Source organism: Nonomuraea longispora, from assembly GCF_004348345.1.
Lineage (GTDB): Bacteria > Actinomycetota > Actinomycetes > Streptosporangiales > Streptosporangiaceae > Nonomuraea > Nonomuraea longispora.
The window spans coordinates 1-13970 of record NZ_SMJZ01000099.1; the positions used below are offsets into that span (position 1 = coordinate 1).

The window sequence follows — 13970 nt, forward strand, 5'->3', positions numbered from 1 at the left end:
GATCTCTTCGAAGATCTCTTCGAGACCCGACTGGGTCGGGACGTCCCTGCGCCCGGCCTGGCGAGCCGCCTCTACCCGGGCCTTCCACTTCTCGTTGCCGAGCAGCCAATCGAACGACTCGGTCTGCAGGGCGAGAAGGTCAGGAACTTCGAGAGGCTCCTGGATGCGCGAAAATGACACGCGACGGGGACCAGCGGGTACGGCGGAGGCGTTGCGCGAGGCTGCCAACAGATGTCCTTCCGAGGGCTCGCGGCGGACTGACTACACGCACGCCAGACAACCTCGCAACGTGAGCAAGCATCACGGGTCGTCAAAGGGCAGCGCAAAGGGGCAGTGTAGCCGAACGGCACACGCCTGTCCACTTCGCTCTCGCTGCATGCTCCACGTTGGTCGCAGCATCGCCCGTTCAGGCGGATACGTCAAGCCCACAAGCGCGACTTTTAGCCGACTGGGGGCCCGGACGCTGGGTTTTCTCCCCTGTGTGACCGATCGCCTACCGCCAGGCCCAAGACGATACCCGCGAACGGGGGCGGTTAACGCTCTGTCACACCGAGGGCCGAACCCATGCCGGCAACCGGTGTAGCTGTGACTGAGGTACCCGTGGCCTTGACTGCACTAAACCCGTTTTTTGATAACAATTGAAGGAAGCGGCGCGCCGGAGGGTCAGGCAGTGCCGAGCAGGGTCGACAGATCGGCCACCAGCCATCGCGACTCTTGCCGAACCATCACCAACCTTGCCCGGTTCTGAGTGAAACCTTGCTGGAGCCCGTCCTCGCCGGAGGTCTCCTTGACCGTACCCATGTTCACGATCAGCAGAACCTCCACGCGGTCGGCTTCCGCCCGCTCGACCCCGACCCCCGCCACGGACACGGTCTGGACGATCTTCTGAGCCTTCGCCCTGGACGCCAGGCTCGTGCTCAGCTGCCCGTAGTAGGAGGTCAGCTCCCCCGTGGTGTGCGCCTTCGCGCGTGCCAGGTCCTTGTCCACCGTGCGGTAGTCGTACGAGAGCAGATCGGGCGCCGCCCGCCTGGCGGCGGTGAGCGCCTGCGCGGCGGCCTCCTCGGCGGCGCGCAACTCGCGCAGGTCGAACCACATCAGCGGGACCGCCACCCCCGCCACGGCCACGAGGAGGCCGAGCAGCACGATCGCGAAGAGCCTCACGTCACCTGCACCGCCTTCGACACCAGCCAGGAGCCAGCGGTTCTGGTCAGGTCCATCGACCACCGGTAGTAGCGCTCCTGCGGCGGGTTGTCCGAGCCCTCCCAGCGAATCTCCACGTCGGCCACGACGAGGACCTTGGCGCCGGTCTCCGTCAGCGACACCAGCCCGGTCGCGCGCAGGACGCCGTGCTGGACGACCTTGTTGGCGACGGTGGTCGACCGGAGCCTGCCGGCGTCGGCCTCGTATCCGGCCCTGGCCGCCCCGGTGGAGCTGTCGAGGATGCGCTTCATGCCGTCGTCGACGCTGCCGTGGTCGAGCGAGATCAGGCTGAGCGCGTGGGTGCCGGCCGCCTGCAGCACGGCCTGCCTGTCGGCCGCCCTGGCCTGCTCGTCGCGCGTCTGCACGGCGATCCACACGCCCGTGCCCACGAGCGCCGCCAGCACCCCGCCGAGTGCCGCGATGAGGATGCGAGCGGGCCGTGCCGCGAGCCCTTCCACGACGCGCTCACCCCTTCCCCGGACCGGTCCGCCGGATCATAACCCGGCACTCGCGCGTGGAGCCCCTGAACCAACCGAGGCGGCATAACGCCCACCCAGCTCGAATCAACCGGAAACCCACACATGCCCCTGTACGGGCCTGAGGGCCCCGCTGAGGCGCCGGCAACGCGCACCGCCTCCCCGAAGCCCGCCCGCTATCGCGTGCCGTGGAGATGGGCGTTGACCAGGCGTGGATACTCCTCCAGCCAGTTGCGGCCACGCTCGTCCACGAACGAACCCGGCGGCGGGATCACGCCGTTGGCCGCCAGCCACGTGCCGGGCGGCCGCTGGCTGCGGCGGATCGAGTTGTCGCTCGGCATGAGCTGCGGCGGGATCGACGGCAGCGCGCCGGGGTCGTGCCCCAGCTGCGCCTCGGCCTCCAGCTCCGAGATGTCCTTCTCCTCGGACATGCCGATCGGCCCGTGCTTCCTGGCGTTGAGAAACTGGCGCACCACCGGCTCGTCGCTCGACAACAGCATCTCGCGCGGGCCGAACATCACCAGCTCGCGCCTGAAGAGCAGCCCGATGTTGTCGGGGACCGTACGGGCGGTGTTGATGTCGTGGGTCACGATCAGGAACGTCGCCTCGATCTCGGCGTTGAGGTCGACGATGAGCTGATTGAGGTACGCGGTGCGCACGGGGTCGAGGCCGGAGTCGGGCTCGTCGAACAGGACGATCTCAGGGTCGAGCACCAGCGCCCTGGCCAGCCCCGCCCGCTTGCGCATGCCGCCGGAGATCTCGCCCGGCAGCTTCGGCTCGGCGCCGAGCAGCCCGACGAGCTCCATCTTCTCCATGACGATCGCGCGGATCTGGCTCTCGGACTTCTTGGTGTGCTCGCGCAACGGGAAGGCGATGTTGTCGTAGAGGCTGAGGGAGCCGAACAGGGCGCCGTCCTGGAAGAGCACGCCGAAGAGCCTGCGCAGTTCGTACAGTCTGCCCTCGTCGCAGTGGGCGAGGTCGTAGCCGTCGATCCAGATGTGACCGCGGTCGGGCCTGAGCAGGCCGACGAGCGACTTGAGGAAGACCGACTTGCCGGTGCCCGAGGGCCCGAGCAGCACGGAGATCTCGCCGGGCGGGAGGGTGAGCGAGACGTCCTCCCAGATCACCTGCTGACCGAACGACTTGGTCAACCCGTCGACCACGACTTCGACGCCCACTGGCCACCTCGGCATTCCGGAGGATGTGGCCTTACCGTAACGGCGATCCGCCGGAGCGAGCCCCGATCCGGCAACTTGTTACGGGCCGGTTATGAGACGTCGGGTCCAGTAAGCGCCCGCAGGCCGGGACGGAGCAGCCGGGCGATCTCCTCCGGCGGCGCCTCGCGCAGTTCGTCGAGTTCGAGCAGCCTGTGGCTCACGGTCACGCCGACCATCACCGTCATGGCCAGCGCCGCGCGCAGGCGCGCGTCCTCGCCGGGGATGGACTCCGCGAGCCGGTCGATCTGCGCCCCCAGCGTTCGCCGCGCCGACGCGGCGGCCTCAGGGTGCGTGAGCATCGACCGCATCATGGCCAGCGAGCTCCGCGGCATCTCGCCCAGCTTCACGCCGAGGGTGGCGAGCAGCCGCTCGACCAGGTCGTCCCCGCCGGTGGCCGCGTCGGCGTCCACCACGCGCACGGCCTGCTGGAAGAGCTCCTGCTTGCTGCCGAAGTACTGCATCACGAGGGCGGGGTCGACCTCGGCCGACCTGGCGATGGCCCTGATCGTGGCGCGCTCGTAGCCGACCTCGGCGAACAACTTCCTGGCCGCGTCGAGGATCCGCCCTTCGGTCCTGCGCCGCCGCTCGGCCCGGGGAAGCATCTTCTCGCCCATCGACCCGACTCTACACGCGTTGACATTTGCGCCCTTTTCCGTTCTACGATTGTTGAGTCAACGTACGTTGAGCAAAGGGAGCGAGCATGTCCATCGAAGCGATCGTCACGGGCTACCACGCGGCGATGTCGCACAAGTCCCCTGACGAGCTGGCCGGCCTCTACGCGGAACGCGGGCTGCACGAGTTCCCGTTCGGCGGGTTGCCGCCGTTCAGGGGACGGGAGGAGGTCCGTACGGGCTACCGCGGCATGTGGGGCCGGATGCCCTTCGCGGTGCGGGAGGTGCGGCGGCGGGCTCTGCTGCGTACCGACGACCCGGAGGTCGTGGTGGTCGAGCAGGACACCCTCGTCGAGGCCGGTGAGGAGCTGGTCACGGTGCCCGGCCTGCTGGTGCTCCGGATCAGGGACGGCGAGATCGTCCACACCAGGGACTACATGGACACCCGAGCCATCGCGCGGGTCGAGTCCGCGGCCAGCCGGGAAACGCGAAAAGAGGCGGACGCACCCGGCACCAGGGTGCAGCCGCCTCTTCCCGAAGAGCGCGCGTGAAGGGGGAAGTTACTTCACGGTGACGGTGGCGCCGGCGCCCTCGAGGGCAGCCTTGGCCTTCTCCGCCTGCTCCTTGTTGACCTTGGCCTCGAAAACGGGCTTGGGAGCGCCGTCGACCAGGTCCTTGGCCTCCTTGAGACCCAGGGACGTCAGGGCGCGGATCTCCTTGATGACCTGGATCTTCTTGTCACCGGCGGCCTCGAGGACGACGTCGAACTCGTCCTGCTCCTCGGCAGCGGGGGCCTCGGCGCCGGCGCCACCGGCGGCGGGGGCGGCGGCGACCGCGACGGGCGCGGCGGCCTTGACGTCGAAGACCTCTTCGAACTGCTTCACGAACTCGGACAGCTCGAGGAGGGTCATCTCCTTGAACGCGTCGAGCAGCTCGTCGGTGCTGAGCTTCGCCATGATGGTTTCCTTACGTTAGGACGTGCTGAGAACTAGGAACGGGACCGCGGAGTTGCGGCAACCCCCGTGTTACTCGCCCGCCTCTTCGCGCTTCGCGCGCAGGGCGTCGGCCAGCTGGGCCATGTTGGTCGGCAGCGCGGCGAACATCGCGGCAGCAGCGCTCTGCTTCGCCTTCATGGCACCGGCCAGCTTCGCGAGGAGGACCTCGCGGGACTCGAGGTCGGCGAGCTTGGTGATCTCGGTGGCGTCAAGCGTCCTGCCGTCGAGGACGCCGCCCTTGATCACCAGATGGGGATTGGCCTTGGCGAAGTCACGCAGACCCTTGGCCGCCTCGACAACGTCGCCGTTGACGAACGCGATCGCGGTCGGGCCGGTGAGCAGGCTGTCGAGGCCCGCGAGACCGGCCTCGCCGGCCGCGAGCTTGGTCAGGGTGTTCTTCGCCACGGCGAACTTCGCATTCTCACCGAGAGAGGTGCGCAGCTCCTTGAGCTGGGCGACGGTGAGACCGCGGTACTCGGTCAGAACGGCGGCAGCGCTGCCCTCGAACTCGTTCTTGAGCTCGGCAACCGCTGTCGCCTTATCCGCCCTCGCCATGGGCCTCCTTCCAGATGTGCCACCGGCGAAGGCGCCCCGACATGAGAACAGCCCCGAGCGCAGGGCGCACGGGGCTCACGCACACGGATCACACCATGTGGGAAACTCGCATCACACCTGCGCGGGCCGTCCACATGATGTGGATCCTTCGGTCGCCAGGTTTTGAGGCACCTGGCGACGACCGGCGGTCTTCGGCACCGACCAGACTACGCGCTGGCCGCCGAGTTTCCAAATCGTTCTCAGTTGGTCTTGCCCTTGGGCAGCTCTCCCACCTGGTCGGCGGGCGGGGCCTCGATGGCGACCGGCTCGTTGAAGCCCTTGAAGAACAGGGTGGCGTCGAGCGTGCCGCCCTCCTTCGAGCCGTTCAGCGCCAGCTTGCGGGGCAGGCCGTCCGCGGCCACCCAGATGTCGAACTTGACGTCCTTCAGCTCCGCCAGGCCCTCCTTGGCCTGCTCCTGCTTGTCGGCGGGCAGCTGCTGAACGGCCACGTCGACCGGGAACGTGCCGCTGTAGTGGGTGGTGTCCTCGCCGTTGACGCTCTCGTTGCCGACCGACTGCACGTCCTGCGAAGCCGTGACGAGCTTGGTCATGTTGCCCAGATCGAACTGCTGGATCTGGGTGAGAACCTGGTTGACCTGGTTGGAGTCACCCATCTCGCCGAGCGGGACCTTGATCCACGGCTTGGTGGCGCCCACCAGGTTGTTGAGCGCCTCGACCTTGATGTAGACGGTGTCACCCTGGAGCACGGCACGCGCGCCGCCCGGCAGGCTCTGGCTGCCCATGTCGGCGCTGTCGAGGGTGAGGTCGACGGCCAGCTGCGGCTTGCTCTGGTAGAGCATGCGCCCCTGCACCTTGCCGGACCCCTCCTGGGGATGCGTCATGGTGACGACGGCGTCCACCGTGTAGCTGCTCACCTCCGCGGTCTTCTGCGCGGCCTGCGAGAGGACCTCCGAGGCGGCCAGGTTGACCTGGATGGGCTGGGCGTTCGATCCACAACCGGCGACCGCCGCCACGACGAGCGCGGCGCCGGCCGCGGAGAGACTTATGCGCTTCAGCATGTTTTGACCTTACGTTTAAGTTCCGCCGCCGTGGCGCCTTCCCCTGACAAATAAGGGGAAACCCAGGGTTATCCCCCACACTGTCCACACATCTCCTTCACATTTGGTGCCCCGCCACCCGGCCCTCCACGCCTCGGCCCTCCACCGCGCGCCCCCGCCCCGGAGCGGTGTCACGGCTGCGCCTTGCGGGTCCCTCCCCAGCCCGTGTCTCGGGTGTCGGCGTCCCAGCGGGCCGTCACGCCGGAGGGCGGCCACGGAGCTCCCTGGGCCGTCACATCGTCCACGGCGCGCGCACGGAGCGCCACGTGACGCGGAGAGGCAGCACGCCGCAGCGGGCGAGGCGGCTTTCCGGTGAAACGGAAGAGCCCCGCCCTGGGTCAGGGCGGGGCTCTTCGGTGGCGGGCGGGAGGTCAGGCCTCCAGGTCGGCCGTGAGACCGCGGGTGACATTGGGGTCGACGGGGACGCCTGGGCCCATCGTCGTGGAGAAGGTGACCTTCTTCAGGTAGCGGCCCTTGGCCGCCGACGGCTTGAGACGCAGCACCTCGTCAAGGGCGGCGGCGTAGTTCTCCACGAGCTGGCGATCGTTGAACGACGTCTTGCCGATGATGAAGTGCAGGTTGGCCTGCCGGTCGGTGCGGAACTCGATCTTGCCGCCCTTGATCTCCGTCACGGCCTTGGCGACGTCGGGCGTCACGGTGCCGGTCTTGGGGTTGGGCATGAGACCACGCGGGCCGAGCACGCGGCCCAGGCGGCCGACCTTGCCCATGAGGTCGGGCGTGGCCACGACGGCGTCGAACTCGTTGAGCCGGTTGCCCTTGGAGATCTCGTCGATCAGCTCGTCGGCGCCGACGATGTCGGCGCCCGCCTCGCGGGCTGCCTCGGCACGGTCACCGGTCGCGAAGACCAGGACCCGGGCGGTCTTGCCGGTGCCGTGCGGGAGGTTGACCGTGCCGCGCACGATCTGGTCGGCCTTGCGAGGGTCGACGCCCAGCCGCAGCGCGACCTCGACGGTGGCGTCGAACTTGGTGGTCGACGTCTCTTTGGCCAGCTTCGCGGCGTCGGCGGGCGTGTAGAGCTTGTCGCTGTCGACCTTGGCGGCCGCGTCCTTGTGCGCCTTGCTGCGCTTCATTTTGTGACTCCTGAGTGGTCCGCGGGCCCGGTGAGGGCCCTCCCACGAACGGGAAAAGGTGTCAGTCGGCGATCGTGATGCCCATCGACCGGGCGGTGCCGGCGATGATCTTCTCGGCCGCCTCGACGTCGTTGGCGTTGAGGTCGGGCATCTTGGTCTCGGCGATGCTGCGCAGCTGCTCGCGGCTCAGCTTGCCGACCTTGTCGCGGTGCGGGACCGCGCTGCCCTTGTCGAGACCGAGAGCCTTCTTGATCAGCTCGGGCGCCGGCGGCGTCTTCGTGATGAAGGAGAAGCTGCGATCTTCGAAAATGGTGATCTCGACGGGGATGATGTTGCCCCGCTGGGCTTCCGTGGCAGCGTTGTACTGCTTCACGAAGTCCATGATGTTGACACCGTGGGGACCGAGGGCGGTGCCCACGGGCGGCGCCGGGGTCGCCTGACCGGCCGGCAACTGCACCTTGACCAGTGCGGCGATTTTCTTCTTCGGAGGCATGAGTCCTTCTCCGGGTCCTGATTGCGATGCTTGCCGGACTGCGGATGCAGCCCTGACATGTCGGAAGGCCACCCCTCGCGACAGGGCGGCCAGCCGAACGTCTAAGTGTAGGTGATCGTCCTAGATCTTCGAGACCTGGTTGAACGAGAGCTCGACGGGAGTCTCGCGGCCGAAGATCGAGACGAGCACCTTGAGCTTCTGCGACTCGGGGCTGATCTCGCTCACCGAGGCGGGCAGCGTGGCGAAGGGGCCGTCCATGACCGTGACCGACTCACCGATCTCGAACTCGACGGTCGGACCCGTGGTCGTCTTGGCCGCGGCCTTCTTGCTCTCCTCGGTCGGCTCCGGCGCGAGCAGCTTGGCGACCTCGTCGAGGCTGAGCGGGCTCGGCTTGTTGGACAGGCCCACGAAACCGGTCACACCAGGGGTGTTGCGGACGGCGGCCCACGACTCGTCGGTCAGCTCCATGCGCACCAGCACATAGCCGGGCAGCACGCGCTCCTTGACCGGGACCTTCTTGCCGCTCTTGAACTCCTGGACGGTGTGCGTCGGCACCTCGACCTGGTAGATGTAGTCCTCCATGTTGAGCGAGACGTTGCGGCTCTCGATGTTGGACTTCACCCGGTTCTCGTAGCCCGCGTAGGAGTGGATGACGTACCACTCGCCGGGCAGGCCGCGCAGGGAGCTCTTGAACTCCTCGACCGGATCGATGTCAGGAAGAACAGCACCGTCGTCGACGGCGGAAGCCTCGACATCGGCCGCCTCGTCGCTCTCCGCGACCTCGGCCTCGGAGACGGCCGGCTGGGCGGTCTCCTCGGCGGCTTCTTCCAGCTCGTCGCCCCACTCGCCGCGGGGCTCCTCGGCCGGAACTGAAGACTCGGACACGGTGACTCTTCCTCTTTCGTCTTGTCGTTTGCTCTCGTATCGAATGGCGACTCCGTCAGACGACACCGGCCGGGGTCTCGATCAGGCTCCGCCGAAGACCCGCAGAACCAACCATCCCAGGCCGCTGTCGAGCCCGTAAACGATCGCAACCATGATCAGAACGAATATCAGAACGACCGTCGTATAGGTGACGAGGTCCTTGCGTGTCGGCCAGATGACCTTGCGGAGCTCGTTGACGACCTGCCGGTAGAAAAGGGCAGGTGAAGTGCGTGTCTTCTTCTCGCCACCCGGCTTGCCTGCGGTCTCGCCGCGCGTGTCGATCGCCACAGTCCTCACCCGAATCAGTCGTATCCAACGCAGTCTTGCGGCGCGCTTACACGCCCATTATTGCGCGGACCGCACTCGCAGGGCACGAGGGACTCGAACCCCCAACCGCCGGTTTTGGAGACCGGTGCGCTACCAATTGCGCCAGTGCCCTATGTCATCGACCAGACTACCCTGATCGACTCACTGCCTGGACCGAACCGCTCGCCGACATGCGGCGGAAGGACCACGCGAAAGCATACGGGGGAATGCCTGCCACGTCGAACCAAATCCTGCTGGCCCAGGTCAGGCGGGCGTGTGGCCCGCGAAGTGCCCCGTGGGAGCATGGACGCATGTCCACCCGATCCCGCATCTCAGCGAGAATTTCCGCGATCTCCGAGTCGGCCACGCTGGCCGTCGACGCCAAGGCCAAGGCCATGAAGGCGGCCGGACGTCCCGTCATCGGATTCGGGGCGGGCGAGCCCGACTTCCCGACACCCGGCTACATCGTCGAGGCGGCGGTCGAGGCGGCCCGCGACCCGCGCTTCCACAAGTACACCCCGGCCGGCGGCCTGCCCGAGCTCAAGCAGGCCATCGCCGCCAAGACGCGGCGCGACTCGGGCTATGAGGCCGAGGCGTCGCAGGTGCTGGTCACCAACGGCGGCAAGCAGGCCGTCTACGAGGCGTTCGCGACCCTGCTCGACCCCGGCGACGAGGTCATCGTCGTGGCTCCCTACTGGACGACCTACCCCGAGGCGATCAAGCTGGCAGGGGGCAGGCAGGTCAGCGTGGTGACCGACGAGTCCACCGGCTACCTGGTGAGCGTCGAGCAGTTGGAGGCGGCGCGCACCGAGCGGACGAAGGCGCTGCTGTTCGTCTCGCCGTCCAACCCGACGGGCGCCGTGCACTCGCGCGAGGAGACGGTGGCGATCGGCCGCTGGGCCGCCGAGCACGGGCTGTGGGTGGTCACCGACGAGATCTACGAGCACCTCGTGTACGGCGGCGCCGCGTTCACCAGCATCGCCACGGTCGTCCCCGAGCTGGGCGATCGGGTCGTGATCCTCAACGGCGTGGCCAAGACGTACGCGATGACGGGCTGGCGCGTGGGCTGGCTGATCGGCCCGCCCGACGTGGTCAAGGCGGCGACCAACCTGCAGTCGCACGCCACCTCCAACGTCTCCAACGTCGCCCAGATGGCCGCGCTGGCCGCGGTTTCGGGGGATCTGTCCGCGGTGGCGGAGATGCGGGCGGCCTTCGACCGGCGGCGCCAGACGATGGTCCGTATGCTCAACGAGATCCCGGGCGTGTTGTGCCCGGAGCCAAAGGGGGCGTTCTACGCATACCCCTCTGTCAAGGAGTTGCTCGGCAAGGAGGTGCGCGGCCGCAGGCCCGCGTCGTCCGGCGAGCTGGCCGAGCTGATCCTGGAGGAGGCCGAGGTCGCGGTGGTGCCCGGCGAGGCGTTCGGCACCCCGGGATATTTCCGCCTTTCCTACGCGCTGGGCGACGACGACCTCGTCGAGGGCGTCAGCCGGGTGGGCAAGCTGCTGGCCGAGGCCCGCTGAGGTCGTTCACTGGTCGACCTGCTGCGCGATCTCGGCGGCGAGCGGCCTGATCTCGGCGGCTAGGCCGGGCGTCGCGCCGATGTAGACGGCGGTGCCCGGCCGCTCCAGCCACATGAAGTTGCGCAGGCCGTTGCGCGTGGTCCAGTGGAGCGCCGGTCTGCCCCAGTACGCGCTCAGCGTCGACCTGGCCACCAGTGTCACGAACTGCTCGGCGGTGTGCACGCCGCACACCACGCCGACATAGAGGCGCTCGTCGTTGTCCTGCCAGGCCAGGCCCTTGACCTTGAGCCGCCGTTTGAGCGATTCGAGGCGGGTGAACGAGCCCGCCCGCGCCAGACCGGCAGGCGAGGCGGACACGTGCACATCGACAGAGCCGCAGGTCAACGCGATGGTGGGGCGCTGGGTGCCCGGTTCCGGGGGCGGCGATGCCGAGCGGACCGGCCGGCTGCCCGCGTCGATGGGGGTGTCCGCCGGCCGCGCCTGGGCGACGAGGTCGTCGCAGGCGGCCAGCCCCGGCACGAGCCCGCACACGAGGAGCACGGCTGCCGTACGCCGCATCGACGACCCCCATGACGCGAATGAATATGCCGGGTAAGGACTTTCAGTCTCCTACAGGAGCTCTGGCCGAGGTCGCAATAGTGAGCAGTTCGCCGGCGAGGGAGTCGCTGACCTTGATCCACACGCCGGTGCCCGCCCGTTCCAGCCACACGAGCACCCGTCCGCCGCCCGGATGCTCGCCCACCACGGCGGGCCTGCCGCGCACGGTGATGGGCCTGGCGTCGCGCACCGCGAACCGCTCGCGGTAGCGCGCCCAGCCGGTCGCCACGGCGCCGTGCTCGACCCGGACCTCGACGTGGTCGTGCGCCGCGGACCACCTGGCCCAGCGGCCCTCGACGCCCGGGTGGGGCCCGATCGTGCCCCCTCCGCCGCGCGCGAGTCCCGTGGGCAGGTAGGTGAGCCAGAAGTCGTCGGAGACCACCGCGAGTGCGGGCGCCGCGGCCCGCCTGACGGGTACGGCCGCCCCGGCCCCGCCCACCTGGTCCGCCGCGGGCGTGGGGTCCGCGGGAGTGCCTGGCGGGGTCGCGGACGCGGGAGTGCCTGGCGGGGTCGCGGGCGTGCGGCCGTCCGCCGGAGAGGGCACGGGGGCGGGCTGAGGGGTCTCCATGTCGGCGCGCGGAGGCCGTCCGTACCCTGAGGTGAAAAGGCCGTAAATGATGAGGGCCGTCGCCGCGAACGCGAACGCCGCCAGCGCCGCGCGCCATCCCTGCCCACCGGGCCGCACCTCGGGGATCATTTCTCGATGATCCCCCGTGCCGTCTCCCGCGTACCGCGTGTTCCCACAGACTCCTGCCGCGATCTTTTCGGCCCCGGTGGCAAAATATGCGGATGCCAAGGCCCCTGCACGCGCTTCCCAAGGCGCACCTCCACCTGCACTTCACCGGCTCGATGCGCCACTCGACGCTGATCGAGCTGGCCAGGGACCAGGGCCTGCACCTGCCCGACGCGCTGGAGCAGGACTGGCCGCCGAAGTTGCGCGCCACCGACGAGCGCGGATGGTTCAGGTTCCAGCGGCTGTACGACATCGCGCGGTCCGTGCTCACCCGCCCGGAGCACGTCTACCGGCTGCTCGCCGAGACGGCCGAGGACGAGGTGGCGGCCGGGTCTCGATGGCTGGAGATCCAGGTCGACCCGTCGGGGTACGCCACCCGGTTCGGCGGGCTGACGGCCACGCTGGAGCTGATGCTCGACGCGGCGGGTCGGGCGGCCGAGCGCGCCGGCATCGGGCTCGCCGTGATCGTGGCGGCCAACAGGATCCGGCATCCGCTCGATGCGAACACCCTGGCCAGGCTCGCCACCCAGTACGCCGGCAAGGTCGTCGGGTTCGGGCTGTCCAACGACGAACGGCGGGGGGCGGCGCGCGACTTCGAGCGGGCGTTCAGGATCGCCAAACGCGGCGGGCTGCTGGCCGTGCCGCACGGAGGCGAGCTGATGGGGCCGCGCAGCGTGGCGCAGTGCGTCGACGACCTGGGAGCCGACCGCGTCGGCCACGGGGTGCGGGCGGCCGAGGACCAGTGGCTGATGCAGCGGCTGGCCGACCGGCAGATCTGCTGTGAGATCTGCCCTTCGTCCAACGTGGGGCTCGGCGTGGCCGAGCGGGACGCGGACGTGCCGTTGCGGCGGTTGTTCGACGCGGGGGTGCCCATCGCGCTCGGCGCCGACGACCCGCTGCTGTTCGGCACGCGGCTGTTGCGACAGTACGAGCTGGCCAGGGAGGTGCACGGCTTCAGCGACGCCGAGGTGGCCGAGCTGGCGCGGCAGTCCGTACGGTCGTCGACGGCTCCCGAGACGGTGCGCAAGGAACTGCTGCAGGGCGTGGACGACTGGCTGGCGAGCCCGCCCGCTCCCTCACCCGCCGAGTGACGTGGCGACGGCGACCGCCTCGTCCACGTCGCCCGCGCCCTCCAGCCGGTAGTTGAGGGTTCCCTGCTGGTCGCCCGCGCCCAGCATGACGGCGGTACGGTGGGCGAGCGCACTGTAGGGCGTGACCAGCGCTTCGTAAGCGGCGAGGTCACCGGTGAGCGCGCGCGATCGCCTCGTCGTCGTCCATGGCAGGGTCAGATTCCATCGCCTATGGGCGGCGCGCGGAAAGGTGTTTCGCCGTTCAGGTGACCGTGGCCGCTGATCGGGGCACTAGACTCGGGCAATCCATCAGCCCCTAGAAGGAACGGGATTATGTCTTCTGGGTATGACCGTGTAGTACAACCGGCGGCCGGTGACGAGGCCCTGGAGAACCACCTGGGTGGGGACGAGGCCAAGAACTATCGGCAGTACGAGTTCGACATGGTCGCCCCGCATGTCGGGCGTTCGATGCTGGAGATCGGCTCGGGGCTGGGTCATTTCGCCGAGCAGTTCCTGCCGCGGCTCGACCGGCTCGTCGTGAGCGACTTCGACCCCTACTGCGTCGAGCAGTTGGAGAAGCGGTTCGCGGGCCGTGACGAGATCGATGTTCTGCGGTTCGGGCTGCCCACCGACATCCCGCTCGAGAACAAGGTCGACACCGTCGTCATGATGAACGTCCTGGAGCACATCGAGGACGACGCCGAGGCGCTGCGTTCGCTGGCCCGTGTCACGTTGCCGGGCGGGCGGATCATCATCTGGGTGCCGGGCTACATGCAGCTTTATGGTGACTTCGACCGCAAGGTGGGTCACGTACAGCGCTACACGCCCAAGACGCTGGGCACCGCGGTCGCCAAGGCCGGCCTCGACGTCGAGGTGCTCAAGCCGATCAACTTCCTGGGCGGCATCGCCTGGTGGGCGGCCGTGCGCCGGGGCGGCGTCGGCTATCCCGACCCGCGCCTGGTCAAGGTCTACGACCGCACGGTGGTCCCGCTGACCCGCTTCATCGAGCGGTTCGTGCGCCCGCCGTTCGGCCAGACGGTGTTCTGCGTCGCGCGGGTGCCCAAGCCCAAGCAGTGACGGCGAGC

General features: G+C 68.7%; 18 protein-coding genes and 1 tRNA gene. 4 read left to right on the forward strand and 15 right to left on the reverse strand.

Going from position 1 to position 13970, the window contains the following annotated elements:
• The 5 genes from E1267_RS24280 to E1267_RS24300 form a co-directional block, all read right to left on the reverse strand.
• Positions 1–228: hypothetical protein (locus E1267_RS24280; RefSeq protein WP_132335263.1), on the reverse strand; the 228-nt coding region annotated here is incomplete at its 3' end.
• Positions 229–663: 435 nt separating this feature from the next.
• Complete coding sequence (locus E1267_RS24285) at positions 664–1161, reverse strand: hypothetical protein (RefSeq protein ID WP_165959762.1); 498 nt, start codon at positions 1159–1161, stop codon at positions 664–666.
• Positions 1158–1658, reverse strand: coding sequence for a hypothetical protein (locus E1267_RS24290; protein WP_132335264.1), 501 nt, complete (start codon positions 1656–1658; stop codon positions 1158–1160). Before E1267_RS24290 ends, E1267_RS24285 begins: the two co-directional genes overlap by 4 nt.
• Positions 1659–1852: 194 nt before the next feature.
• The gene (locus E1267_RS24295; RefSeq protein ID WP_132335266.1) at positions 1853–2854 is read right to left on the reverse strand and encodes an ABC transporter ATP-binding protein; all 1002 of its coding nucleotides are present in this window, start codon (positions 2852–2854) and stop codon (positions 1853–1855) included.
• An 89-nt stretch (positions 2855–2943) separates the two neighbouring features.
• Complete coding sequence (locus E1267_RS24300; RefSeq protein WP_132335267.1) at positions 2944–3507, reverse strand: TetR/AcrR family transcriptional regulator; 564 nt, start codon at positions 3505–3507, stop codon at positions 2944–2946.
• Between the two features lie 86 nt (positions 3508–3593).
• Here E1267_RS24300 and E1267_RS24305 point away from each other — a divergent pair, with 86 nt between their 5' ends.
• Positions 3594–4055, forward strand: coding sequence for a nuclear transport factor 2 family protein (locus tag E1267_RS24305; protein ID WP_132335269.1), 462 nt, complete (start codon positions 3594–3596; stop codon positions 4053–4055).
• 9 nt (positions 4056–4064) lie between these two features.
• Here the strand turns inward: E1267_RS24305 and rplL are convergent, their stop codons facing one another.
• The 8 genes from rplL to E1267_RS24345 all read right to left on the reverse strand — a co-directional run bounded on the left by rplL (position 4065) and on the right by E1267_RS24345 (position 9098).
• Positions 4065–4460, reverse strand: a complete 396-nt coding sequence (rplL, locus tag E1267_RS24310; RefSeq protein WP_132335271.1) for a 50S ribosomal protein L7/L12 — start codon at positions 4458–4460, stop codon at positions 4065–4067.
• 69 nt (positions 4461–4529) lie between these two features.
• Entirely contained in the window at positions 4530–5054 is a 525-nt protein-coding gene (rplJ, locus tag E1267_RS24315; RefSeq protein WP_132335272.1) for a 50S ribosomal protein L10, read from the reverse strand.
• Between the two features lie 239 nt (positions 5055–5293).
• Entirely contained in the window at positions 5294–6112 is an 819-nt protein-coding gene (locus E1267_RS24320) for an SCO4651 family lipoprotein (protein WP_246064212.1), read from the reverse strand.
• Between the two features lie 410 nt (positions 6113–6522).
• A complete protein-coding gene (rplA, locus tag E1267_RS24325; protein WP_132335274.1) occupies positions 6523–7242 on the reverse strand; it encodes a 50S ribosomal protein L1 in 720 nt (239 codons plus the stop codon).
• 61 nt (positions 7243–7303) lie between these two features.
• Positions 7304–7735 (reverse strand): 50S ribosomal protein L11, encoded by a 432-nt coding sequence (gene rplK / locus E1267_RS24330; RefSeq protein ID WP_132335276.1) that lies wholly within the window; start codon positions 7733–7735, stop codon positions 7304–7306.
• Positions 7736–7855: 120 nt separating this feature from the next.
• Positions 7856–8620, reverse strand: coding sequence for a transcription termination/antitermination protein NusG (gene nusG / locus E1267_RS24335; protein WP_132335278.1), 765 nt, complete (start codon positions 8618–8620; stop codon positions 7856–7858).
• Positions 8621–8701: 81 nt separating this feature from the next.
• Positions 8702–8947: a preprotein translocase subunit SecE gene (secE, locus tag E1267_RS24340; protein ID WP_165959763.1), complete on the reverse strand. Its 246-nt coding sequence runs from the start codon at positions 8945–8947 to the stop codon at positions 8702–8704.
• A gap of 78 nt (positions 8948–9025) precedes the next feature.
• Positions 9026–9098 (reverse strand) — tRNA-Trp (locus E1267_RS24345).
• 178 nt (positions 9099–9276) lie between these two features.
• On the opposite strand from E1267_RS24345, the gene E1267_RS24350 reads away from it, so the two are divergent.
• On the forward strand, positions 9277–10485 hold the full coding sequence (locus E1267_RS24350) for a pyridoxal phosphate-dependent aminotransferase (protein WP_132335282.1): 1209 nt from the start codon (positions 9277–9279) through the stop codon (positions 10483–10485).
• A 6-nt stretch (positions 10486–10491) separates the two neighbouring features.
• On the opposite strand, the gene E1267_RS24355 is transcribed toward E1267_RS24350, so the two are convergent.
• Both E1267_RS24355 and E1267_RS24360 read right to left on the reverse strand, forming a co-directional pair.
• Positions 10492–11043, reverse strand: coding sequence for a hypothetical protein (locus E1267_RS24355; RefSeq protein WP_132335284.1), 552 nt, complete (start codon positions 11041–11043; stop codon positions 10492–10494).
• Positions 11044–11086: 43 nt separating this feature from the next.
• Positions 11087–11779, reverse strand: a complete 693-nt coding sequence (locus tag E1267_RS24360) for a hypothetical protein (RefSeq protein WP_132335286.1) — start codon at positions 11777–11779, stop codon at positions 11087–11089.
• 92 nt (positions 11780–11871) lie between these two features.
• Between E1267_RS24360 and E1267_RS24365 the strand changes: the two genes are divergently transcribed.
• Positions 11872–12906, forward strand: coding sequence for an adenosine deaminase (locus E1267_RS24365; protein ID WP_132335288.1), 1035 nt, complete (start codon positions 11872–11874; stop codon positions 12904–12906).
• A gap of 312 nt (positions 12907–13218) precedes the next feature.
• Positions 13219–13962, forward strand: coding sequence for a class I SAM-dependent methyltransferase (locus E1267_RS24375; RefSeq protein WP_132335290.1), 744 nt, complete (start codon positions 13219–13221; stop codon positions 13960–13962).
• The last annotated feature ends 8 nt before the right edge of the window (positions 13963–13970 follow it).